The sequence below is a fragment of the Dyella soli genome, assembly GCF_054482295.1.
Genome location: NZ_JBTFFU010000001.1, coordinates 1,499,779 through 1,522,192 on the forward strand (window position 1 = coordinate 1,499,779; position 22,414 = coordinate 1,522,192).

A 22,414-nucleotide genomic window follows, 5' to 3' on the forward strand; every position below is an offset into this window, starting at 1 on the left:
CAGGGATCGAAGGCTTCCGTTTTCAGCGCCAGGGCCGCGCGGTGCGGCCAAAGCCAGGAGAACGCCTCATGCTGCGCACCACCCGACGTCTCGCCCTGCTCGCCGTGCCTGGACTCGTCGGCGCGGGCGCCTTCTACACCCCGACGGCCGCCGCCGGCGTCTCGGTCGCGGTCGGCATCAACGCCGCTCCGCCGCCGCCCCGCCATGAAGCGGTGCCCCCGCCGCGCGTCGGGTACGTGTGGGCACCGGGCTACTGGCGCTGGGAAGGCCAGCGTCACGCCTGGGTCGGCGGCTACTGGGTGCGCGGCCGCCCGGGTTACGTCTATCACCCGTCGCACTGGGAGCATGCGCGTGACGGCTGGCGCATGCATGACGGTTACTGGGGCCGTTGACGGCATCCGTTCGCGGCCGCGAACACCGGCGGCACGCGGGGTCGGGGCCATACGGCGGCGCTTTGATGCGGCGCGACATCAGCCCTGCCCCGGCCCGTACTACAATAGGGAACTAAATTCTTCGCCCCAGCCCCGCTGGGGCGTTTGAGTTTCAGGCGTTTTCAGCCTTGGCGGGACCGCGCTGGACCGTTCCCGCCTCCATTCCGAAGCGCTGTCCCCAGGCGCTCAACTCGTGGAGTCACCGTTCCAATGATTTTCGAAACCATCGCCAAGACCGGTCACGAAGAAGTCGTCTTCTGCCATAACAAGGACGCCGGCCTGAAGGCCATCATCGCGATCCACAACACGGTGCTGGGCCCGGCCCTGGGCGGCCTGCGCATGTGGCCGTACAAGACCGAGCAGGACGCAGTCAACGACGTGCTCCGCCTGTCGCGCGGCATGACCTACAAGAACGCCGTGGCCGGCCTGAACCTGGGCGGCGGCAAGGCCGTGATCATCGGCGACCCGAGCAAGGACAAGTCCGAGGCGCTGTTCCGCGCGTTCGGCCGCTTCGTCAACTCGCTCAACGGTCGCTATATCACCGCCGAAGACGTCGGCATCGACGTCAACGACATGGAATACGTGTTCCGTGAAACCGAATACGTGACCGGCGTGCACCAGGTGCATGGCGGCTCCGGCGACCCGTCGCCGTTCACCGCGTTCGGCACCCTGCAGGGCCTGATGGCCGCACTGCAGGTCAAGCACGGCAACGAAGACGTGGGCAAGTACAGCTACGCCGTGCAGGGCTGCGGCCACGTGGGCAGCGAGTTCATCAAGCTGCTGCGCGAGCAGGGCGCCAAGGTGTTCGTCACCGACATCAACAAGGATGCCGTGCAGCGCTGCGTGGACGAGCTGGGCTGCGAAGCCGTGGGCCTGGACGAGATCTACGACGTCGACGCCGACGTGTACTCGCCGTGCGCCCTGGGCGGCACGCTCAACGAGCAGACCATCGACCGCATCAAGGCGAAGATCATCTGCGGCGCGGCCAACAACCAGCTGGCCACCGACGCCATCGGCGACGAGCTGCAGCGCCGTGGCGTGCTCTACGCGCCCGACTACGCCGTCAACGCCGGCGGCGTGATGAACGTGTCGCTGGAAATCGACGGCTACAACCGCGAGCGCGCGATGCGCATGATGCGCACGATCTACTACAACCTGGGTCGCATCTTCGAAATCTCCAAGAACGAAGGCGTGCCGACCTATCGCGCGGCCGATCGCCTGGCCGAAGAGCGCATCGAGGCTATCGGCAAGATCAAGCTGCCGAGCATGGGCGACCATGGCCCGCGCTTCGCCGGTCGCATGCGCGGCCAGTAAGCGGCACTGCAAGCTCCGGGAAACGCCGGCCCCGTGCCGGCGTTTTTTTTTGGGCAGCCCCGGAATCCAGGGCCCTCCCCGCACCACCACCGCAGCACGGGTGCGCCCTGCGCGCAGCCGTCGGCATCGTATGCTGTAGCCATGCCCGACTCGTTAACCCAGCGCTGGCGTCGTCTGCGCGGCTCAGATCGCTACGCCGAATGCCTGCGCGTGCTGCTCGCGCTGGGTGGCGCCGTGGCGTGGTGCTACGGCAGCGGGCACATCGATGCGGTGGTATCGCTGCTGCTCGGCGTGATCGCCTGCGCGCTGGCCGAAACCGAAGACCACTGGCGCAGCCGGCTGAGCACCCTGGTGCTTACGCTGGCCTGCTTCGCCGTGTCGTCGTTCTCCGTGCAATGGCTGTTTGCCTATCCGGTGCTGTTCGCCCTGGGCCTGCTGGCCTCCACCTTCGTGCTGGTCATGCTGGGGGCGATCAGCGAGCGCTACGCCACCATCGCCGCGTCCACCTTGCTGCTGTCCGTCTACACCATGATCGGTGCGGACACGGTCGGCGCCAGCGCCCCTCATCCATGGCACCAGCCCTTGCTGTTGCTCGCCGGTGCGGCCTGGTACGGCGTGCTGTCGCTGCTGTGGAGCGTGCTGGCTCCGCAGCAGGCGGTGCGGCTGTCGCTGGCGCGCGTGTTCGACGCCCTGGCCGACGTCATCGAAGCCAAGGCCGCGTTGTTCACGCCCGTGCACGGCGTGGATCGCGAGGCGTTGCAACTGACGCTGGCCACGCGCAACGAGCGCGTGGTCGAGGCGCTCAACGACACGCGACTGATACTGATCGACCGCATCGGCTCGCGACGTCCCCGTGGAAGCAGCGCCGCACGACTGCGCCAGTATTTCATGGCGCAGGACATCCACGAACGCGTCAGCTCGTCCCATTATCCGTACGACGACCTGGCGGAGGCACTGTTCCACAGCGACGTGCTGTTCCGCTGCGAGCACGTGTTGCGCCTGGAAGCCCAGTCCTGCCGACAGCGTGCCGATGCCCTGCGCCTGCGGGGCAAGCCGCCCATCGATACCGTCGCGAAGGCCGCGCTGGAGGACCTGCTCGGTGCCATCGACGCACTGCAGGAGCAGCCGCGCCCGCCGGCGGCGCACCTCCTGCGTCCACTGAAGGCACTGGTGAACAACATCACCACCATCCACCGCCAGCTCGAGGGCGCGGCTCCGGTGGGCATGCCTTCCACGGAACAGGAGGGCCTGCTGCAGAATCCAGGGCCGCAATCGTTGGGCGAGGCGTGGGAGCGCGTACGCCTGCAGCTCACACCGCGCTCGTTCCGCTTCCGCCACGCGCTGCGCCTGGCCGTGGCGCTGCTGGTGGGTTACGTGGTGTTGCACCTGGTGCATCCGCGCCACGGCTACTGGATCCTGCTCACCACGTTGCTGGTCTGCCAACCGAGCTACGGCGCGACGGCGCGACGGCTGGTACAGCGCGTGGTCGGCACGACGGCCGGCCTGGTGCTTGGCTGGGCCACGCTGCGCCTGCTGCCGTTCGGCCCGTGGCAGATGCCCTTGATCGTCGCCTCCGGCGTGGTGTTCTTCGCGGCTCGCCTGCGCCGGTACCTCACGGCCACTGCTGCCATCACCTTGCTGGTGGTGCTGTGCTTCAACCAGATGGGCAACGGCTACGAGGTCATGTGGCCGCGCATGCTCGACACGCTGATCGGCGCCGCCATCGCCGCCCTCGCCATGCGCCTGATCCTGCCCGACTGGCAGGGCCGACGCCTGCATGACGTACTGGCTGAAACCGTGCGATCCGATGCGCGTTACATGGCACGGATCCTTGCGCAGTACGCCAGCGGTCGCCGCGACGATCTCGACTACCGCATCGCACGGCGCGACGCGCACAACGCGAACGCGACGCTGAGCAACCTGCTGGCCAACATGCTGCGTGAACCCGGGCAACACCAGCGCGGCAGCGATACACCTCTGCGCTTCCTTGCCGAGGCGCACACCATGTTGGGGCAGGTCTCCGCGCTGGGTGCCAACCGCCAGGCGATCCTGTCGGCCCCTGCCCGCGAAGCCATCGCGGAGGAAGGCAGGCGAGGCGTCAACGCACTCGACCAGCTCGCCGACGCGCTCGCCGGTGGCCTGCAGACGGCAGCCACGACCGACGACGACGCCGCTGCCCGCGCCCTCGCCTCCTGTGGCAACGATGAAGCGGCGCGCCTGGTGCTCGGCCAGCTCGGCCAGGTCATGACCCAGCGCGATCGCCTTGCCGAACTTGCCAATGCCTTGAATTGATAGGCCTGAATCCGGGTTTTCGCAGGCGTGACCGCCGGCGATGTTGTGCGTCGCGCAACGTCCTGTTACAGGCGGCGCGCTACCATTTGCCCCTTGATTGAATCCGGAGTTGGCTCGCATGCGTCCGTTCCCGCTGGGTGAAGAAATCGATCTGCTGCGCGAGAGCGTGCATGCGTTCGCTGAGAAGGAAATCGCCCCTCGCGCCGATCACATCGATCGCGAGAACCTTTTTCCCGCCGACCTCTGGCGCAAGATGGGCGACATGGGCCTGCTCGGCATCACCATTCCCGAGGAGTACGGCGGGTCCGGCATGGGTTTCCTCGCGCACCTGGTGGCCATGGAGGAAATCTCGCGCGCTTCCGGTTCGGTGGGCCTCTCCTACGGCGCGCATTCGAACCTGTGCGTGCAGAACGTCTTCCACAATGGCAACGAGGCGCAGCGCCGCAAGTACATTCCCAAGCTGTGCTCGGGCGAGTACGTCGGCGCGCTGGCCATGAGCGAGCCCGGCGCGGGCTCCGACGTGGTCGGCTCGATGAGCTGCAAGGCGGAGAAGAAGGGCGACGTGTGGGTCGCCAACGGCTCCAAGATGTGGATCACCAACGGTCCCGACGCCGACGTGCTGCTGGTCTACATGCGCACCGCGCCGCGCCCGGCGGGCAGCCGCTGCATGACTGCCTTCATCGTCGAAAAGGGCATGAAGGGCTTCAGCACGGCGCAGAAGCTGGACAAACTGGGCATGCGCGGTTCCAACACCTGCGAACTGGTGTTCGAGGACTGCGAGATTCCCGCCGAGAACATCGTGGGCGAAGTGAACGAAGGCGTGCGCGTGCTGATGAGCGGCCTGGATACCGAGCGGCTGGTGCTCTCCGGTGGCCCGATCGGCCTGATGCAGGCGGCGATGGACATCACCCTGCCTTACGTGCGCGAGCGCAAGCAGTTCAATGCGCCGATCGGCACGTTCGGCCTGATGCAGGGCAAGGTGGCCGACATGTACACCGCGCTGCAGTCCGCCCGCGGCTATGCGTACATGGTCGCGCAGCAGTTCGACAACAACGTGAAGTCGCGCATCGACCCGGCCGCGTGCCTGCTCAACGCGTCGCAGAATGCCGTGACGGTCGCGCTGGAGGCGATCCAGGCGCTCGGCGGCAACGGTTACATCAACGAGTTTCCGGCCGGTCGGTTGTTGCGCGACGCCAAGCTTTACGAGATCGGCGCCGGCACCAACGAGATCCGCCGCATGCTGATCGGGCGCGAGTTGTTCCACGGCAAGGCGTGAGCCCTGCCCCCCTCGCCCCCACGGCGTCCCGAAGGGGCGAGGGACCAGGCCTTGCTCAGAAATTCAGCCGGTAATTGAGCGATCCCATCATGCCCTGGTCGCGCTGGCCGACGTACTGATCCATGCCGAACTGCAGGCTGGCGCGCGCGGACATGGTCCAGTCCAGCGTCACGCCCGCCTGGCCCTGATAGCGCGACAGGCCGATGCCACCCACGGGCGCCCACTGGTCGATGCCGGTGAAGCTGGCATCGAAGGCGTCGCCTCGGGTCGCCAGCGCCTGCTGCCACTGCAGGCGACCCTGCAGGCTCAGGTTGCCGCCGCCCGCCAGTTGCCAGGTGTGGCCCGCGCGCAGGCCGAAGCCCGCCTGCCAGCGCTCCACCGTCTGCGAACCCGACTTCAGGCCGAAACCGTCGCCACCCAACTCGTTGAAGCCGTCGCGCTGGATGCGTGCGTACTGCAGGTTGGCGTACGGCGTGACCTGCAGGCCGCCCAGCGTCGCGCGATAACCGGTTTCACCATAGGCCACGCCGTAGCGCCCGTTGGTGTCGCTGGCGACACCGGCCACCTCGCTGCCCAGTTCCAGGTGACGGCGCATGTCTTCGCGATAGCTGCCGAAGCCAAGGCGCCCCATGCTGTACCAGGCGTCGCGCACGAAGCCGCCATAGAGCATGCCTTCGACCGCGCGGCTCTGGCCCTGGTCGGCATACTCGGCCAGGCGACCGAGGCCCTGGCTCTGGCTCACGGCGAAACCGAGCACGCCGTTGCCGCCGATGCGCCGGTCCTGGCCAACCATCCAGCCACTGAGGTCATAACCGACCTCGCCGTAGCCACTGCGGCTCATGTTGCCGTGGTATCCCAGCGTCTGCGCCCAGCCACCGGCCCGCCGCGTATCGACCAAGTCGTCGAAGTGATCGGACAGTGCGCGCGTGCCGGCGTCGATGGCCTCGAACGTCATGGCGGCGCTGGCCGCATGCAGCTGGCCGGAAAGGCTTTCCAGCGACCGCTGCAAGGCAGCCGTTGTCGCCGTCTGCTGCAGGCTGGCGGCACCGCTGATGAAACTGGTCGGCACCGGCGTGCCGCCAGCCGAGCCACTGCCCTGCCCGACCTGTGCATTGATCGTCGCGAACGCACCGTCCACGCGCTGCGCCGCTCCGATCGATGCAGCGGTGTAGGTCATGCCCGTCACCGCCGATGCGCTCACCTGGCTCACGTTCAACCAGGCGTCATTGGCGCCGTAGTTGAGCGACGCGGTCAGCAGCACACCGGTGGCCGTGTTGAGGGCTGCAAACGTGCCGGTGAGGCCGGCATTGGCGGTCAGCACGTCGGTATGCGCATTGGCCTGGTAGCCCTGGTTGGCGCCCGTGACATAGAGGTCGCCACCGGCCAGGTTCGCCGTGCCGGCCACCCGCAGCGCGGAGCCCAGCGAAACGGCAAGGCGACCGGCACCCTGCTGGAGGTAATTGCCGCCCACGGTGACGTCGCTGCCGCCGACCGCCAGCACGCCGGCGTTGGTGACCGAGCCACCGACCGACGGCGTGCCGGTCAGCACGCCAGGCGCACTGATATTCACGCTGGATGCCAGTGAGCGGGCCACCAGCGTGCCCGCCTGCACCTGGGTCAGGCCGGTATAGCTGGAGGGCTGGGTCAACGTCAGCGTGCCGGTGCCCTGCTTGATCAGGCCGCCGGCACCGGAAATGGGATTGTTCCAGCTCGAGCTGCCGCTGAAACTGACGGTGACGTCGCCCCAGTTGAACTGTGCGGGACCATTCACTGCCCTGCCCACGTCCAGTTCGCCGTATCCGAAGGTCGGGTTCGGTTGCGAGCCGCCCAGCGGATCGGCGGTGCCCAGCAGGGTCTGGCGCACCAGGTCGTTGCTGAAGTACGGATACGCCTGCCACACCAGTGCGGCCGCACCCGTTACCTGCGGCGCCGACAGCGACGTGCCTTCGATGATCCAGTAGCTGACGCTGCTGGCCGTATCGTTCTTGCCGCTGACGATCACGTCGCCCGGCGCGGCCAAGCAGTAATTCATCGCGACGCCGCACCGGTTGGAGTAGCTGTCCAGCTGCGTGGGGTTGTTGCTGTTGACGGCCACGACCGTGAGCCAGCCCTTTTCGAGGTCCGGCGCCAGGCTCGGCAGTGCGGCGATGGAGCTGGGGCTGGCCTGCGCATCGTTGCCCGCCGCAAACACCACCAGCCCGCCCCAGGAGTTGATGAAGGGACTGTAGGCGTCGTGGAAGGCCTTGGTGGTCGCCGTATCGGTGGCGCTCCAGCTGATCCCGCCCCAGGAGTTGTTCATCACCTTCACGCCGCTGGTGATCAGGTCGGCGTTGACCCGGTTCAACGGAACCGCGTCGGAGCTCGTCACCGGCGCCGGTGCGCTGGACCCGTTGTCGTCGGGCACGTTGTCGTCGAGGATGCGCGCGGAAACAATGCTGGCACCGGGCGCAATGCCGCCGTCGAAGCGCTGGAACGGGATGCCCGCGGCGATCTCGGCCACGTAGGTGCCGTGGCCGTTGACGTCGTCGATCTTGAGGTTGTTGGTGGTGGGGTCGACATAAGTCAGCCTGGCCACCACCCGTCCCGCCAACGCCGGCTGACCGGCCATGACGCCCGTATCCACGATGCCGATGGTGACCCCTGCGCCGGTGTACCCCGCCGCATGCGCCGCGCTGGCATTGGTCAGCCTGATCTGGGCATCGAACGGCGGCGGCACCACCGTCGACGGCGGCGCCGGCGTGGATGGCGGCGTGGCGGGGGGCGGGGTCGTCTGCGTCGGCCGGGTATTGCCGCCTCCGCCACCGCAAGCCACGAGGCCAAGCGTCATCGCCACAAGCACGGTCAGCCGACGCTGCCGCCACCCCGTCATGCGCATGTTCATAGTGCCCCCGCACCGCACCGCGTGTCCGATCGATGTCCCGTTGCGCGCCCCCTCGGCCACGTCGCGCGCAGCGCACAGATAGTGGCACAACACAAACGCAACTAAATGTCGGCAAGCTCGCGCCACTGTCGCAAGTAAGCCTCGTTTGCCGCATTTGGCTGCGGGCTGCGATAATCCATCGGCTAATTACCGGGCACCCCTGCCCCATCAAGTACTTGCGGAGATCCCCATGTCGGACGTCAGCGTTGTCATTGCCGGTGCAAAGCGCACGGCCATTGGCTCTTTCCTAGGCCAGTTCACCGGCGTTCCCACCCCGACGCTGGGCGCCACGGCCATCCGCGCCGCGCTGGAGCAGTCCGGCGTGGCCGCCACGGATGTCAGCGAGGTGATCATGGGCTGCGTGCTGCCGGCCAATCTCGGCCAGGCTCCGGCGCGCCAGGCATCGCTGGGCGCCGGCCTGCCGCCGGCCGCCGGCTGCACCACCGTCAACAAAGTGTGCGGTTCGGGCATGAAGGCCATCATGCTGGGCCACGACCTGATCAAGGCTGGCTCGGCGGCCATCGTGGTCGCCGGCGGCATGGAGTCGATGACCAACGCCCCGCACATGGTCAACGCCCGCACGGGCCTGCGCTACGGTGACGGCACGCTGGTCGACCACATGGCGTGGGACGGCCTGACCAGTCCCTACGACGGCAAGGCCATGGGCGTGTTCGGCGAACTGTGTGCCGACAAGTACCACTTCAGCCGCGAAGCACAGGACACCTATTCGACCGAGTCGGTCGACCGCGCCAAGGCCGCCCAGCAGTCCGGTGCATTCGCCGACGAGATCGTCCCGGTGACCGTGGCCGGTCGCAAGGGCGAAGTGAAGGTGGACACCGACGAGCAGCCGGGCCGTTCGGATACGAGCAAGATCCCCACGCTGAAGCCGGCCTTCCGCAAGGAGAACGGCACCATCACCGCGGCCAGCTCGTCCAGCATTTCCGACGGCGCCGCGGCGGTCGTGCTGCTGTCGGCAGACGATGCCAAGGCGCGCGGCCTCAGGCCGCTGGCCCGCATCGTGGCCCATGCCACGCATTCGCAGGAACCGGAGTGGTTCACCACGGCACCGGTCGGCGCGCTGCACAAGGTGCTGGAGAAGGCCGGCTGGACCGTGGCCGACGTCGACCTGTTCGAGGTCAACGAGGCCTTTGCCGTGGTCGCCATGGCAGCGATGCACGAGCTGCAGATCCCTCGCGACAAGCTCAACGTCAACGGCGGCGCCTGCGCGCTCGGCCACCCGATCGGCGCCAGCGGCGCCCGCCTGGTGGTCACCCTGATCCACGCGCTGAAGGCCCGCGGCCTCAAGCGCGGCGTGGCCTCGCTGTGCATCGGCGGCGGCGAAGCCACCGCCATCGCCGTGGAATGCCTTGATTAATGGCCGATTCGGGCGGCCGGACCGGCGGCCGCCCATGAAAGCAGGGTTAACCGTTTTTATTGTGTTACACAAAGATGTGGCGCAATTTCCACGAAAGCGTTATTAATACGCCCGCCAAACGGCATTCCACGGCAAAGGAGATTCACCATGAAGTTCACGCGTACCCTACTCGCCTCCGCGCTCGTCGCGCTGCTGGCGGCTTGCAGCAACGGCGCGCAGGATTCCGCGCAGGACGCTCAGAAGTCGGCTGACCAGGCTCAGCAGTCCGCTGACCAGGCTCAGAAGGCTGCTGCGGCCTCTACCGCTGCTGCCCCGGCCGCTGCTCCGGCTTCGACCGCCGCTGCTCCGGCTCCGGCTGAAGCGCCGGCCCCGGCCGCTGCTTCGACGGCTGCTCCGGCCGCTGCTTCGACCGCTGGTAAGTAAGCAGTCCGGTGTATTCCGAAAACCGGCCGCCTTGGGCGGCCGGTTTTTTTTTGGGCGTTCGCCATGCTGCGTCGCCGATTTAGCCGGAAGGCCCGGGCCACTATCATCGGTGGCTTCTTTCGCCCGGCAGCCCGATTCCCATGAGCGTCATAACCACGCAGATCGATCCACGCTCCCCTGACTTCCAGGCCGGCAGTGCACAACTGCGGGGCCTGGTGGACGACCTGCACCGCGAGCTGGCCCGCAGCGCCGAAGGCGGTGGCGAGAAGGCCCGCGACAAGCACACGGCCCGCGGCAAGCTGCTGCCACGCGAGCGCATCCGCGCCCTGCTCGACCCCGGCTCGCCGTTCCTTGAACTGTCCCCGCTTGCTGCCCACGGCATGTACGACGACGCCGCCCCGGCGGCCGGCATCATCACCGGCATCGGCCGCATCAACGGCATCGAGACGGTGGTGGTCGCCAACGACGCCACGGTGAAGGGCGGCACCTATTTCCCCATCACGGTGAAGAAGCACCTGCGGGCGCAGGAAGTCGCGCTGGAAAACCGCTTGCCGTGCGTCTACCTGGTGGATTCCGGGGGCGCCTTCCTGCCGTTGCAGGACGAGGTGTTCCCGGACAAGGAGCACTTTGGCCGCATCTTCTACAACCAGGCCCGCATGTCCGGCCTGGGCATTCCGCAGATCGCGGTGGTGATGGGCTCGTGCACGGCCGGCGGCGCCTACGTGCCGGCGATGAGCGACGAGACCATCATCGTGCGCGAGCAGGGCACGATCTTCCTGGGCGGTCCGCCGCTGGTGAAGGCCGCCACCGGGGAAGTGGTGGACGCCGAGGCGCTCGGCGGTGCCGATGTCCACACCTCGGTTTCCGGCGTGGCCGACCACTTTGCAGAGAACGACGCCCACGCGCTGTCGATTGCCCGCGACATCGTCGCCAGCCTCAACCGCAGGAAAGCGATGCCGCTGGCGCTGCGCGCGCCGTCCGAGCCGCTCTATCCGGCCGACGAGCTCTACGGCGTCATACCGCAGGACACGCGACGCCCGTTCGACATCCGCGAGGTGATCGCGCGCATCGTCGACGGCTCGGAGTTCCACGAATTCAAGGCACGCTACGGCAAGACCCTGGTCTGCGGCTTTGCCCATATCCACGGCTACCCGGTCGGCATCATCGCCAACAACGGCATCCTGTTTTCCGAGTCGGCGCTCAAGGGCGCGCACTTCATCGAGCTGTGCAACCAGCGCAACGTGCCGCTGGTGTTCCTGCAGAACATCACCGGCTTCATGGTCGGCAAGAAATACGAGAACGCCGGCATCGCCAAAGACGGCGCGAAGATGGTCACCGCGGTGGCCTGCTCGCACGTGCCCAAGTTCACCGTGGTGATCGGCGGCAGCTTCGGCGCCGGGAACTACGCCATGTGCGGCCGCGCCTACGGCGCCCGCTTCCTGTGGATGTGGCCCAATGCACGCATCAGCGTGATGGGCGGCGAGCAGGCCTCGTCGGTGCTTGCAACGGTGCGCCGCGACGGCCTCGAGGCGGCCGGCAAGACATGGAGCGCCGAGGACGAAGAGGCGTTCAAGGCGCCGATCCGCGCGCAGTACGAGCGCCAGGGACACCCCTACTACGCCAGCGCACGCCTGTGGGACGATGGCATCATCGACCCGGCCGACACGCGACGCGTGCTTGGCCTGGCGATCTCCGCCTCGCTCAACGCGCCGATCGAGCCGCAGCGCTACGGCGTGTTCCGCATGTGACCGGCGCCACCGGTCAGCGCGGCGCCCGCAGGGCGGAGCCGCGCAAGGCCGCCTCGTGCGCCACTTCGTCGTGCTCGGCCACGTCGAGGCTGTCGATCACGCCATGGACGCGCGGATGGCGCAAGGTCACGGGCGGTACGGTGATCTCGGTCGTATCGCCTTGCGGCAGGACGCTATCGATGGACGGATCGTGTGGCATGGTCGACTCCCGGGGACGGTGAGCGATTCTAGCCAGGAGGCAGGCGGCAAGGCGACCCTGGGGCAGACGGGTGCAGCGGCGACGCAGGTACACTCAGGGGGTGCGCCTCCGCGCGATGGGCGTTGCCGCCATCGCAAGCTCATGCGCCCGCCGCGCCGTCCATGGCGCAAGGCCGCGCCCATCCGACCAGGGACCATCGCGATGAATGCCACCCCGACTCGCACACTCCGCATCGCGCGCCACTTCGATGTCGATGCCGGGCGCGTCTTCGACGCCTGGCTGGATCCGGCCACGGCGGGGCGCTGGCTGTTCGCCACCGAGTCCGGCGAGATGGTAAGGGTGGACATCGATGCACGTATCGGCGGCGGTTTTGTGTTGACCGATCGCCGCGACGGCGAAGACGTGGAGCATGTGGGCACATATCTGGAAATCGATCGCCCGCGCCGGCTCGTTTTCACCTTTGCGGTACCGAAATATTCGGCCGTGCACACCCGCGTGGCCATCGAACTGACGCCGGCCGGCGACGGCTGCGAACTGGTGCTGACCCATGAAGGCGTGCTGCCTGCGTGGGCCGAAGCGACCGAGCAGGGCTGGGGCATGATCCTGGCGGGTCTCGCCCGCCGGCTGGCCTGAGGACGCCGCGGGAACCGCCTTCCTGTGCGGCAACGCCGGGCGACCTGGCACGCCGGGATCTGGCAACCGCGTCCGCCGCCTGCCGGCACGCCCACGACGCGATTGCCGCTTGCCGGCGCTGGGAGTAGCGTAAAGACGCTGCATTCCCCATGCAGTCGACCAGAGGTATCGCCATGAACAGGCAAAGTCTTCCGACGTTGCGTTCGTTCTGCCTTGCCGCCTCGCTGGGGCTGGTGTGCGTCGCGACCCAGGCCAGCGCCGACACGACCCTTCCCACCATTCCGGTGGACACCGCCGCCCCATCTCCCCACGTGGTGAGCTACAACGCCACGCCGGATGTGCCGACCAGCCGCTCGGACGCCTTCAACACACCCGAGGATGATGGCCGGCCTGGCGAGTACTACTTCTATCTCGGCGCGCTGGCCAATCAACGGCACGACTACGCCCACGCCATCGCCATGTACCGGGTGGCCGCGTCGTGGGCCTACAAGCCGGCCGAATACAACCTGGGCGTGCTCTATCTCAACGGGCTCGGTTCCTCCGTTGACCTTCCGCAGGCCATGGCCTGGTTCGCCCTGGCCGCCGAGCGCGGCGAGCCGCAGTACGTCTATGCCAAGCAACTGCTGTACGCGCACCTGACGCCCGAGCAGTTCGCCCAGGCCAACGAGATCTGGCGCGAGCTGCTGCCCACTTACGGCGATGCGACCGCGCTGCCGCGGGCCAAGGCACGCTGGCGCGAAGTGCTGGCCTCCGCCACCGGCTCGCGCGTCGGCTCCGCCGCCCCGCACGTGGTCATCGGCGGCGTGGTCGGCATGAACAATCACCAGGCACCGGTGAACTACGACGTCGGCATCGGCGGGCATATCAGCACCACGCCGTGGGATGTGACCGGCGTTCACGTGACCGACGGAGTCCTCGCCTACCAGCAACTGCGTTCAAGCTCGGATCCCTACGATCCGAAGTTCGCGACCTACCTGCTGTCAGGCACGGTGACGGTCGGTATCCTGACGCCGCTGAAGGCCGGGGATCCGGCCATCCGCAAGATCAATCCGCCGATGGATACGAACCCCGACCACCGCTGAGCCGGGAACACCCGCTTACCTGGCGCGCGGGCGGAACTCCAGCGGCTGCACGTCGTGCGCGGCCGCCGGCGGTCTGGGGCCGCAGGCGCCGCAGGTGCTGCAGCCGTCGCTGCAATTGCCGGTGGCCTGCCGTGGTTGCAGGCGCCGGCCGAGCGCGCGCTGCCATGCGGTGTGCGTAGGCCGGTCCAGCTGCAGCGCCACCGCCGCCAGCCAGCGGTTGGTGAGCTGGGGTGCCAGCTTGCGAAACGTCAGCAGCGCGCTGGCCAGCACGACCAGGCCGATGACGGCGTATTGCACCAGCAGTCCCGTGCTCATGTCAGCAGGCTCGTGATCTGGTAGGTCAGCAGCGAGGCCACGTAGGCCACCACGAACATGTAGCCGAACGAAATGGCCACGTTGCGCCACGAGTTGGTCTCGCGGCGGATCACCGCCAGCGTCGACATGCACTGCGGCGCGAACGCGAACCACACCAGCAGCGACAGCGCGCTGGCCAGCGAGAAGTTGGCGGCCAGCGCCTGCGCCAGGCCGGCGCCGTCGGCACCCTCGCCACCCACGGCATACACGGTGGCCAGCGCGGCGACCGCCGTCTCGCGCGCGGCGAAGGCGGGAATCAGCGACACGCTGATCTGCCAGTTGAAGCCCAGCGGTGCAAAGATGAATTGCAGGCCGCGACCGATATAGCCGGCAAAGCTGTAGTCGATCGCGGGGCCGGTGGCGCCCGCCGGTGGCGACGGGAAGGTGGACAGGAACCACATCAACACGGTCAGCCCCAGGATCACGCCGGTCAGCCGCTTGAGGAAGATCATGCCGCGCTCGTACAGGCCGATCGCCACGTCGCGCGGCTTGGGCAGGCGATACGACGGCAGCTCCATCAGCAAGGCATGCTCGCTGCGGTCGCGGCGCATCTTCTTCATCACCCAGCCCACCGTCATCGCACCGAGCACGCCGGCGGCATACAGCGCGAACAAGACCAGGCCCTGCATGTTGAAGATGCCCAGCACGCGCCGCGTGGGAATGAACGCGCCGATCAGCAGCGCATACACCGGCAGGCGCGCCGAACAGGTCATCAGCGGCGCCACCAGGATGGTCGACAGCCGGTCGCGCGGATCGGTGATGCTGCGCGTGCCCATGATGCCGGGGATGGCGCAGGCGAAGCTGGAAAGCAGCGGAATGAACGAGCGCCCGGTCAGGCCCACCGACACCATCAGCCGGTCGAGCAGGAACGCGGCGCGTGGCAGGTAACCGGATTCCTCCAGCACCAGGATGAAGAAGAACAGCACCAGGATTTCCGGCAGGAAGCCGATCACCGTGCCCAGGCCGCCGAACACGCCGTCGACGATCAGGCTCTGCAACGGTCCGGCCGGCATCCACGCCGTGGCGTGCGCGCCCAGCCAGGCGAAGCCGTCGCCGATCAGGTCGGTCATCGGCTTGCCGGCTGCATACACCGCCTGGAAAACCAGGAACATCACCACCGCCAGGATGGCCAGCCCGAACACCGGGTGCAGCGCCCACCGGTCCAGCGCGTCATCGATTTCCGCGGTGGCGCGCGGCATGCGGACGGTGGCGGCCAGCAACTCGCGCACCTGCGCGTGCAGGTCGGCGCGACTGGCCGGATCGTCCGGCTCGGCCGGCGCGGCTACCGGCATTTCGCCGTCCACTCGCGCGATCAGCGCCTTCACCCCATCGCGGCGCACGGCCACGGTTTCCACCACGGGCATGCCCAGCCGGGACGCCAATGCGGGCACGTCGATGGTGATGCCGCGACGGCGCGCGGCATCCATCATGTTCAGGGCCAGCACTACCGGCCGGCCCAGGCGTTTGACTTCAAGCACGAAGCGCAGGTGCAGGCGCAGGTTGGTCGCGTCGGCGACGCATACGATCAGGTCGGGGGCGGCCTCGCCCGGGTAGTTGCCTTCCAGCACGTCGCGGGTGATCTGCTCGTCCGGGCTGTTCGCGTCAAAGCTGTAGGTGCCGGGCAGGTCCAGCAACTGCAGCACGCGACCGGACGGCGCCGTGAAGCGGCCTTCCTTGCGTTCGACGGTGACACCGGCGTAGTTGGCCACCTTCTGGCGACCACCGGTGAGCTGGTTGAACAGCGCCGTCTTGCCGCAATTGGGGTTGCCTACCAGGGCAATGCGCAGGGTAGCCGCGCTCATGCCGCCAGCTCCGTGCGCACGATCACGCGGGCTGCCTCGGCCCGTCGCAGCGCGAAGCGGGTCGATCCGATCTGGATCAGCAAGGGGTCGGCACCCAGCGGACCGACGGCCACCAGGCGAACCGGCTCGCCTGCCACGAAACCGAGGTCGCGCAGTCGCTGCGCAATCGGGTCGGAAGCATGAGCATCGTCCACTCGGTCCACCACGGCAGTTGCCCCTTTCGGCAGGTCGGACAGGCGCACTGGTCACCAACTTGAATAAGAATGGTTCGCATTGTACATCGGTCGCCCGCCGGCTGCAGCGTGACCGGACCGCCTGCCCGGGCCATTGGAAACGCTCGCCGCGCCCCGATAGCAAGTCAGGTCGCCCCGTGCCGCTCGCCCTGAACGGCAGCCGCCGCGTCAGTTCACCCGGATGAGGTTACACATGGCTTGGTTTACCCGACGCGCCGCCGGACACAGGCTCGAGCGCATGCAGGCCTCCGCCCAGTATGCCGGCGAGGGCTTCGTCAACACCTACCCTTCCAGCGCCCCGCGCACGGAGGACGAGCGACCCTCGCTGGTCGACTTCGTGTTCCGCGGCGAGGGACGCGTCCCGGCCCAGCCGCTGCCGTCGCTCGATCCGCGTGCCGGCTGGGCACGGCCGGCGGACACCGGCCTGCGCGCCACCTGGCTGGGCCACTCGACCGTGCTGCTGGAGATCGACGGCCAGCGCGTGCTGACCGATCCGGTATGGGGGCCGCGTGCCTCGCCGTTCTCGTTCCTCGGCCCCAAGCGCTTCCAGCCGGTGCCGGTGGACATCGCCGCCTTGCCGCCGCTGGATGCCGTGCTGATCTCGCACGATCACTACGATCACCTGGACTACCCCAGCATCCGCGCCCTGGCCCGACTGAACGTCCCGTTCGTCACCTCGCTGGGCGTCGGCATGCACCTGGAGGCCTGGGGCATCGCGCCGGAGCGCATCATCGAACTGGACTGGTGGGAACACGCCACGCTGCCGGGTGGACTGACCATCACCGCCGCGCCATCGCATCACTTCTCCGGTCGCGGCCTGCACGACCGCAACGCCACGCTATGGTCGTCGTTCGCACTGCGCGGCGAACGCCACGCCGTGTTCTTCAGCGGCGACACCGGCCTGTCGCCGGCCTTCGGGGAAATCGGCCAGCGCCTGGGCCCCTTCGACCTGGCCATGATCGAAGTCGGCGCCTTCCACCCCTCCTGGGGCAACGTGCACCTGGGCCCGGACAACGCGCTGAGCGCGTGGCGGCAGCTGGGCAGCGGCCGCCTGCTGCCGGTGCACTGGGGCACCTTCAACCTGGCCCTGCATCCCTGGGCCGAACCGGCCGAGGTGCTGCTGGCCAAGGCACCGGAAGGCCTGCTGATGCCGCGCCTGGGCGAGCCCGTCGAACCGGCCCAGGCGGAGGCCGTGCAACCGTGGTGGCGCGACGTGGCGCCGGCCCATTGGCAGGGATCGGCGCTCGAGGCCGCCGAGTTCCTGGCCCTGCCGGCAAAGGACTAGGACCGCCAGCGGAGAGGGATCGTCGCGAGCCGGTTCGGCTCTAAGATATCCGCCCCTAGCAGGAGCTCCGCATGGTCACCAGCATCCAGATCGCCGATCAGGACGGCGTCCGCCGCATCACGCTGCATCGTCCGCAGGTGCACAACGCCTTCGATGACGGGCTGATCGCGGAGCTGACCACGGCGCTGGAACAGGCCGGCGCGGATGCCGCCGTGCGCGCGGTGGTCCTCACCGGCGAGGGCGCCAGTTTTTCCGCTGGCGCCGACCTGCACTGGATGCGCGGCATGGCGCAGGCGAGCGAGGCGGAAAACCGCGCGGACTCGTTGCGCCTCGCCCGCCTGATGCGCACGCTGCAATTCCTGCCCAAGCCCACCATCGCCCGCGTCAACGGCGCCGCCTATGGCGGTGGCGTGGGCCTGATCGCCTGCTGCGACATCGCCATCGGCGTGGACAGCGCGCGCTTCGGCCTCACCGAGGTCAAGCTGGGCCTGGTACCCGCGGTGATCTCGCCCTACGTCATCCACGCCATCGGCCTGCGCCAGGCGCGCCGGCTGTTCCTCACCGGCGAACTGTTCGATGCGGCCACGGCGCAGGCCATCGGACTGCTGCACGAATGCGTGCCGGCCGCGCAACTCGACGATGCCGTGAACACCGCGCTCGAGCTGCTGGCCAAGGCCGGTCCGCTGGCACAGGCGGAGGCCAAGCAACTGGCCTTGCGCATGGCCGGCGTGGATGAAGCCGCAGCCGAACAACTCGACCGCGACAACGCGGCGCTGATCGCGCGCCTGCGGGTGTCCGCCGAAGGCCAGGAAGGGCTCGGCGCCTTCCTGGCCAAGCGCGCGCCGCGCTGGTCCACGCCGGGCTGACGAAACGGGCGGCATACTCGACGCGTTCCGATCCGCTTGCACAAGGAGTGAGGCCATGCTCGACCACGTGGGTTTGCAGGTTTCCGGTTACGAACGCAGCCGCGAGTTCTACCTCAAGGCGCTGGCGCCGCTGGGTGGCGCGCTGATCATGGAAGTCACCGCCGAGCAGACCGGTGATGGTGCGCATGCCGGCTTTGGCATCCATGGCGTGCCCAACTTCTGGATCGGCACCTCGCACACGGGACAGGCCACCGGCCCCGTGCATGTCGCGCTGGCAGCGCCGGACCGCGCCGCCGTCGATGCCTTTCATCGCGCGGCGCTGGCGGCCGGGGCCAAGGACAACGGCGCCCCGGGCCTGCGTCCTCATTATCACGAGCACTACTACGGCGCCTTCGTGCTCGATCCGGACGGTCACAATATCGAGGCCGTCTGCCACCGCCCGGAATGACGAAGGTGCAGCCGCGCGGGCGGATCTTCCTGCACCCGGGCGGATGACCGCTTGCCGAAACCGCCTGTCACATCCAGCGCCGGGAACCTCGCCATGCCCCACCCCATCATCAACATCGCCGACGTCGAACTGGCGCCCTACCCATCCGGCAACAGCCCCAAGGGCCCGGCGGCCGAACGCTTCGACGCACGCATGGGCCGCTTCTCGGCGCAGCTTGGCGCGACCAAGCTGGGCTACAACATCACCGCAGTGCCGCCCGGCAAGCGAGCCTTCCCCTTCCATTGCCATCATTTCAACGAAGAGATGTTCTTCGTCATCGAAGGCACGGGCGAAGTCCGCTTCGGCAAGGAGCATCACCCCATCCGGGCCGGTGACGTCATCGCCTGCCCGCCCGGCGGCCCGGAACGGGCGCACCAGATCATCAACACCGGCACGGTCGAGTTGCGCTATCTCGCGGTGAGCACGAAAGAGACCCCCGAGATCTGCGAATACCCGGACACCGGCAAGTACGCCGTCATGGCGGAATTCCCGCCCGGGGAAGACGGCTCGCCGCAGGGCTTCCGCATCGTCAGCAAGCCCGACATGAGCGTGGGTTACTGGGACGAGGAATAGGCCGATCCGGGCCCCGATGCTGCGCCGCGCATCGGCTCGCGCGCCCCGATCTGCTAGTTTTGTCGACCTCGCACAAGCCCGGAAGCCGCATGTTCAAGCGCGTACTCATTGCCAATCGCGGCGAGATCGCCTGCCGCGTGATCCGCACCTGCCGGCGCCTGGGCATCCATACCATCGCCGTGTATTCGGAAGCCGATGCCAACGCCCAGCATGTGCGGCTGGCGGACGAGGCCTGGCCGATCGGCGGCCCTCGACCCACCGACTCCTATCTTCGCGGTGAGGCCATCCTCGAGGTGGCGCGCCACAGCGGCGCGCAGGCGATCCATCCCGGTTATGGCTTCCTGTCCGAAAACACCGCCTTCGCCCGTGCCTGCACCGACGCGGGCATCGCCTTCATCGGCCCGCGTCCGGAGAGCATCGACGCGATGGGTTCGAAGGCCGCGGCCAAGGCGCTGATGGAACAGCACGCCGTTCCGCTGGTGCCGGGCTACCACGGTGCCGAGCAGGCGCCCGCGTTTCTCGCCGAGCAGGCACGACGCACTGGTTTTCCGCTGATGATCAAGGCGGCCGCCGGCGGAGGCGGCAAGGGCATGCGCATCGTGCGCGCCGAGGGCGACTTCGCCGATGCGCTCGCTTCGGCCCAGCGCGAGGCCGCCAGCGCCTTCGGCGACACGCGCGTGATTCTCGAGCGCTACGTGGATCATCCGCGCCATATCGAATTCCAGGTGTTCGGCGACACCCACGGCAACGTGATCCACCTCAACGAGCGCGAGTGTTCCGCCCAGCGCCGCTACCAGAAGGTGCTGGAGGAAACGCCCTCGCCGTTCCTCGACGACGCGCGTCGCGCCGCGATGGGTGCCGCCGCCGTGGCCGCGGCCAAAGCAGTGGACTACGTCGGCGCCGGCACGGTGGAATTCATCGTCGGCCCGGACGGCGAGTTCTTCTTCATGGAAATGAACACGCGGCTGCAGGTCGAGCATCCGGTGACCGAGGAAACCCTCGGGCTGGACCTGGTCGAATGGCAGCTGCGCATCGCCGCCGGCGAGGCGTTGCCACTGGCGCAGGACCAGCTTCGCGCACGCGGCCATGCCATCGAAGTGCGCCTGTACGCGGAAGACCCGGACCAGAACTTCCTGCCCGGCTCGGGCAAGCTGCTGCGCCTGCGCCTGCCGGCGGAGTCGCGGCACGTGCGCGTGGACGGCGGTGTCGTCGAAGGCGACACGGTGACGATCTTCTACGATCCGATGATCGCCAAGCTGATCGTATGGGACGAGAACCGTGCCCAGGCCCTGCAGCGTCTGCGCGATGCGCTGATGGCCTGCGAAATCGTGGGCCCGAAATCCAACATCGGTTTCCTCGAACGGCTTGCGCGCCACCCCGTCGTGGTCGCGGGCCGCATCGATACCGGCTACCTCGACCGTCACCTCGGCGAGTTCCTCGCCGGCGATGCCGCCCCCGCCGACAGCGTGCTGTTCGCGGCGGCCAGCGCGGCCCTGTTGCACGACGAATGCGCGGCGATGGTGCAGGCCCGCCATGGCGCCGATCCGAGTTCACCCTGGTCGCGCGCCGATGCCTGGCGCATCGGCCATGCCGGCAAGCGCATCGTGGCGCTGTCGCTGCATGGCCAGCGGCATGAAATCGATGCCTATGGCCACGACGGCGACTATCGGCTTTGCCATGGCGAATCCCGCGTCGACGTGCACGGCGCGCGCCATGATGGCGAGACACTGAGTGCCCGCTTTGGCGGCGAGGCGCTGCGCATGCCTGTGCGTGCCGACGCCACGCGCGTGACCGTGCACGATGCCGCGGGCCATCGCCACGCCTTCGAACGCGCCGCGGCCTTCGCCTGGCAGTCGAAGGAGAGCGGCGGCGGCAACCAGGTGCAGGCGCCCATGCCCGGCCGCATCGTGCTGGTCAAGGCCGGCGCCGGCGACACCGTCGAGGAAGGCCAGGAACTGCTGGTGATGGAGGCCATGAAGATGGAACTGGCATTGAAAGCGCCACGTGCCGGCACCATCGAAAGCATGGGCGCGGCGCAAGGCGACTTTGTCGAGGCCGACGCGGTGCTGGTGCGCTTTGTTCCCGCCGATCAGGCCTGATCGCGAATTGCAGGAAGTCACGCCATGAATGCTTCGTCACCACCCACCGACCACGTCCGCATCGTCGAAGTCGGCGCGCGCGACGGCCTGCAGAACGAAAAGACCTTGCTGCCGACCGACGTGAAGATCGCGCTGATCGACCGCCTCTCGGGCACCGGCCTGCAAACGATCGAGGCCACCAGCTTCGTCAGCCCGAAGTGGGTGCCGCAGATGGCGGACGCGGCCGAGGTCTACCAGAGCATTCGCAAGGTGCCCGGCGTGGCCTATCCGGTGCTGGTGCCCAACGAACAGGGCTATGAGCGCGCACGCGCCGTCGGGGTCACGGAAATCGCCGTGTTCAGCGCGGCATCCGAAGCGTTCAACCGCAAGAACATCAACGCCAGCATCGACGAGTCGATCGAGCGCTTCATGCCGGTGCTCGCGCGTGCGAAAGCGGATGGCGTCAGGGTACGTGGCTATGTCTCCACCGTACTTGGCTGCCCCTACCAGGGCGAAGTGCCGGTCAGCGACGTCGTCCGCGTGGCGCGCCGCCTGCATGAACTGGGTTGTTACGAGGTGTCGCTGGGCGACACCATCGGCGTGGGCACGCCGGCCAAGGCGCGTGCCATGTTGAAAGCCGTGGCGCAGGAAGTGCCGCTGGCGGCGCTGGCCGTCCATTTCCACGATACCTACGGCCAGGCCCTGGCCAATATCCTCGCCTGCCTGGAAGAAGGCGTGCGCGTGGTCGACAGCGCCGTCTCCGGCACCGGCGGCTGTCCTTACGCGAAAGGCGCCACCGGCAACGTTGCCAGCGAAGATGTCGTGTACATGCTGCACGGCATGGGCCTGCACACCGGTATCGATCTCGACATCCTGGTCGCCACCGGCGCCTGGCTGGCCGCGCAACTGCACAAGGAAACCGCCAGCCGCGTGACGCGGGCACGCACGGCGGCTGCCTAGCAACAACACCGGCCTGCATTTCATGCGCGCCAGGGCCGGCTTCGTCGCCGCCATCCCCGTTCCGTCGAAAAACGAACCCCGCC

20 protein-coding genes are annotated in these 22,414 nt (G+C 68.1%); 15 read left to right on the top strand and 5 right to left on the bottom strand.

The annotated features are described in order from the left end of the window. Nucleotides 1–68 precede the first annotated feature (68 nt). The 4 genes from ACXU4B_RS06910 (at nt 69) to ACXU4B_RS06925 (ending at nt 5,313) form a co-directional block, all read left to right on the top strand. Nucleotides 69–392: a YXWGXW repeat-containing protein gene (locus ACXU4B_RS06910; protein ID WP_131408981.1), complete on the top strand. Its 324-nt coding sequence runs from the start codon at nt 69–71 to the stop codon at nt 390–392. Between the two features lie 249 nt (nt 393–641). After that, on the top strand, nt 642–1,745 hold the full coding sequence (locus tag ACXU4B_RS06915; RefSeq protein ID WP_131408983.1) for a Glu/Leu/Phe/Val dehydrogenase dimerization domain-containing protein: 1,104 nt from the start codon (nt 642–644) through the stop codon (nt 1,743–1,745). A 141-nt stretch (nt 1,746–1,886) separates the two neighbouring features. Further along, entirely contained in the window at nt 1,887–4,037 is a 2,151-nt protein-coding gene (yccS, locus tag ACXU4B_RS06920; protein WP_131408985.1) for a YccS family putative transporter, read from the top strand. 118 nt (nt 4,038–4,155) lie between these two features. Continuing rightward, on the top strand, nt 4,156–5,313 hold the full coding sequence (locus ACXU4B_RS06925) for an isovaleryl-CoA dehydrogenase (protein ID WP_131408987.1): 1,158 nt from the start codon (nt 4,156–4,158) through the stop codon (nt 5,311–5,313). Between the two features lie 55 nt (nt 5,314–5,368). On the opposite strand, the gene ACXU4B_RS06930 is transcribed toward ACXU4B_RS06925, so the two are convergent. After that, entirely contained in the window at nt 5,369–8,188 is a 2,820-nt protein-coding gene (locus ACXU4B_RS06930; protein ID WP_458910871.1) for an autotransporter domain-containing protein, read from the bottom strand. Between the two features lie 235 nt (nt 8,189–8,423). Between ACXU4B_RS06930 and ACXU4B_RS06935 the strand changes: the two genes are divergently transcribed. From ACXU4B_RS06935 to ACXU4B_RS06945, 3 genes are all read left to right on the top strand, one after another. Then, the gene (locus ACXU4B_RS06935) at nt 8,424–9,608 is read left to right on the top strand and encodes an acetyl-CoA C-acyltransferase (protein ID WP_131408991.1); all 1,185 of its coding nucleotides are present in this window, start codon (nt 8,424–8,426) and stop codon (nt 9,606–9,608) included. A gap of 147 nt (nt 9,609–9,755) precedes the next feature. Next, nucleotides 9,756–10,031: a hypothetical protein gene (locus ACXU4B_RS06940; protein WP_131408993.1), complete on the top strand. Its 276-nt coding sequence runs from the start codon at nt 9,756–9,758 to the stop codon at nt 10,029–10,031. A 140-nt stretch (nt 10,032–10,171) separates the two neighbouring features. Then, on the top strand, nt 10,172–11,779 hold the full coding sequence (locus ACXU4B_RS06945; protein WP_131408995.1) for a carboxyl transferase domain-containing protein: 1,608 nt from the start codon (nt 10,172–10,174) through the stop codon (nt 11,777–11,779). A gap of 13 nt (nt 11,780–11,792) precedes the next feature. Here the strand turns inward: ACXU4B_RS06945 and ACXU4B_RS06950 are convergent, their stop codons facing one another. Beyond that, nucleotides 11,793–11,978, bottom strand: coding sequence for a hypothetical protein (locus tag ACXU4B_RS06950; RefSeq protein WP_131408997.1), 186 nt, complete (start codon nt 11,976–11,978; stop codon nt 11,793–11,795). Between the two features lie 201 nt (nt 11,979–12,179). Here ACXU4B_RS06950 and ACXU4B_RS06955 point away from each other — a divergent pair, with 201 nt between their 5' ends. After that, nucleotides 12,180–12,611, top strand: coding sequence for an SRPBCC family protein (locus ACXU4B_RS06955; protein ID WP_131408999.1), 432 nt, complete (start codon nt 12,180–12,182; stop codon nt 12,609–12,611). Between the two features lie 173 nt (nt 12,612–12,784). Further along, a complete protein-coding gene (locus ACXU4B_RS06960; protein ID WP_205746532.1) occupies nt 12,785–13,693 on the top strand; it encodes a tetratricopeptide repeat protein in 909 nt (302 codons plus the stop codon). Between the two features lie 15 nt (nt 13,694–13,708). Here the strand turns inward: ACXU4B_RS06960 and ACXU4B_RS06965 are convergent, their stop codons facing one another. From ACXU4B_RS06965 to ACXU4B_RS06975, 3 genes are read right to left on the bottom strand one after another with little or no spacing between them, the layout of a single operon-like run. Beyond that, nucleotides 13,709–14,008 carry a DUF6587 family protein gene (locus tag ACXU4B_RS06965; protein WP_131409001.1) on the bottom strand — a complete coding sequence of 100 codons (300 nt, stop codon included), beginning with the start codon at nt 14,006–14,008 and terminating at the stop codon, nt 13,709–13,711. Further along, on the bottom strand, nt 14,005–15,849 hold the full coding sequence (gene feoB / locus ACXU4B_RS06970; protein WP_131409003.1) for a ferrous iron transporter B: 1,845 nt from the start codon (nt 15,847–15,849) through the stop codon (nt 14,005–14,007). Before feoB ends, ACXU4B_RS06965 begins: the two co-directional genes overlap by 4 nt. Continuing rightward, a complete protein-coding gene (locus ACXU4B_RS06975; RefSeq protein WP_131409004.1) occupies nt 15,846–16,091 on the bottom strand; it encodes a FeoA family protein in 246 nt (81 codons plus the stop codon). The genes feoB and ACXU4B_RS06975 overlap by 4 nt, the downstream gene beginning before the upstream one ends. Nucleotides 16,092–16,275: 184 nt before the next feature. On the opposite strand from ACXU4B_RS06975, the gene ACXU4B_RS06980 reads away from it, so the two are divergent. The 6 genes from ACXU4B_RS06980 to ACXU4B_RS07005 all read left to right on the top strand — a co-directional run bounded on the left by ACXU4B_RS06980 (nt 16,276) and on the right by ACXU4B_RS07005 (nt 22,331). Then, nucleotides 16,276–17,367: an MBL fold metallo-hydrolase gene (locus ACXU4B_RS06980; protein WP_131409006.1), complete on the top strand. Its 1,092-nt coding sequence runs from the start codon at nt 16,276–16,278 to the stop codon at nt 17,365–17,367. A gap of 71 nt (nt 17,368–17,438) precedes the next feature. After that, the gene (locus ACXU4B_RS06985) at nt 17,439–18,233 is read left to right on the top strand and encodes an enoyl-CoA hydratase-related protein (RefSeq protein ID WP_131409008.1); all 795 of its coding nucleotides are present in this window, start codon (nt 17,439–17,441) and stop codon (nt 18,231–18,233) included. A 55-nt stretch (nt 18,234–18,288) separates the two neighbouring features. Continuing rightward, entirely contained in the window at nt 18,289–18,681 is a 393-nt protein-coding gene (locus ACXU4B_RS06990) for a VOC family protein (protein ID WP_131409010.1), read from the top strand. A gap of 93 nt (nt 18,682–18,774) precedes the next feature. Then, nucleotides 18,775–19,293, top strand: coding sequence for a cupin domain-containing protein (locus ACXU4B_RS06995; RefSeq protein ID WP_131409012.1), 519 nt, complete (start codon nt 18,775–18,777; stop codon nt 19,291–19,293). An 89-nt stretch (nt 19,294–19,382) separates the two neighbouring features. After that, nucleotides 19,383–21,392: an acetyl/propionyl/methylcrotonyl-CoA carboxylase subunit alpha gene (locus tag ACXU4B_RS07000; RefSeq protein ID WP_131409014.1), complete on the top strand. Its 2,010-nt coding sequence runs from the start codon at nt 19,383–19,385 to the stop codon at nt 21,390–21,392. A gap of 24 nt (nt 21,393–21,416) precedes the next feature. Next, nucleotides 21,417–22,331 (top strand): hydroxymethylglutaryl-CoA lyase, encoded by a 915-nt coding sequence (locus ACXU4B_RS07005; protein ID WP_131409016.1) that lies wholly within the window; start codon nt 21,417–21,419, stop codon nt 22,329–22,331. Nucleotides 22,332–22,414 lie beyond the last annotated feature (83 nt).

Bases quoted from the DNA above. Each gene is read 5' to 3' on its own strand.
- ACXU4B_RS07000 (WP_131409014.1), top strand. From the start codon at position 19,383: ATGTTCAAGCGCGTACTCATTGCCAATCGCGGCGAGATCGCCTGCCGC.
- ACXU4B_RS06930 (WP_458910871.1), bottom strand. From the start codon at position 8,188: ATGCGCATGACGGGGTGGCGGCAGCGTCGGCTGACCGTGCTTGTGGCG.
- ACXU4B_RS06935 (WP_131408991.1), top strand. From the start codon at position 8,424: ATGTCGGACGTCAGCGTTGTCATTGCCGGTGCAAAGCGCACGGCCATT.
- feoB (WP_131409003.1), bottom strand. From the start codon at position 15,849: ATGAGCGCGGCTACCCTGCGCATTGCCCTGGTAGGCAACCCCAATTGC.
- ACXU4B_RS06985 (WP_131409008.1), top strand. From the start codon at position 17,439: ATGGTCACCAGCATCCAGATCGCCGATCAGGACGGCGTCCGCCGCATC.
- ACXU4B_RS06950 (WP_131408997.1), bottom strand. From the start codon at position 11,978: ATGCCACACGATCCGTCCATCGATAGCGTCCTGCCGCAAGGCGATACG.
- ACXU4B_RS06910 (WP_131408981.1), top strand. From the start codon at position 69: ATGCTGCGCACCACCCGACGTCTCGCCCTGCTCGCCGTGCCTGGACTC.
- ACXU4B_RS06980 (WP_131409006.1), top strand. From the start codon at position 16,276: ATGGCTTGGTTTACCCGACGCGCCGCCGGACACAGGCTCGAGCGCATG.
- ACXU4B_RS06990 (WP_131409010.1), top strand. From the start codon at position 18,289: ATGCTCGACCACGTGGGTTTGCAGGTTTCCGGTTACGAACGCAGCCGC.
- ACXU4B_RS06940 (WP_131408993.1), top strand. From the start codon at position 9,756: ATGAAGTTCACGCGTACCCTACTCGCCTCCGCGCTCGTCGCGCTGCTG.
- ACXU4B_RS06945 (WP_131408995.1), top strand. From the start codon at position 10,172: ATGAGCGTCATAACCACGCAGATCGATCCACGCTCCCCTGACTTCCAG.
- yccS (WP_131408985.1), top strand. From the start codon at position 1,887: ATGCCCGACTCGTTAACCCAGCGCTGGCGTCGTCTGCGCGGCTCAGAT.
- ACXU4B_RS06960 (WP_205746532.1), top strand. From the start codon at position 12,785: ATGAACAGGCAAAGTCTTCCGACGTTGCGTTCGTTCTGCCTTGCCGCC.
- ACXU4B_RS06995 (WP_131409012.1), top strand. From the start codon at position 18,775: ATGCCCCACCCCATCATCAACATCGCCGACGTCGAACTGGCGCCCTAC.
- ACXU4B_RS06915 (WP_131408983.1), top strand. From the start codon at position 642: ATGATTTTCGAAACCATCGCCAAGACCGGTCACGAAGAAGTCGTCTTC.
- ACXU4B_RS06955 (WP_131408999.1), top strand. From the start codon at position 12,180: ATGAATGCCACCCCGACTCGCACACTCCGCATCGCGCGCCACTTCGAT.
- ACXU4B_RS06925 (WP_131408987.1), top strand. From the start codon at position 4,156: ATGCGTCCGTTCCCGCTGGGTGAAGAAATCGATCTGCTGCGCGAGAGC.
- ACXU4B_RS07005 (WP_131409016.1), top strand. From the start codon at position 21,417: ATGAATGCTTCGTCACCACCCACCGACCACGTCCGCATCGTCGAAGTC.
- ACXU4B_RS06965 (WP_131409001.1), bottom strand. From the start codon at position 14,008: ATGAGCACGGGACTGCTGGTGCAATACGCCGTCATCGGCCTGGTCGTG.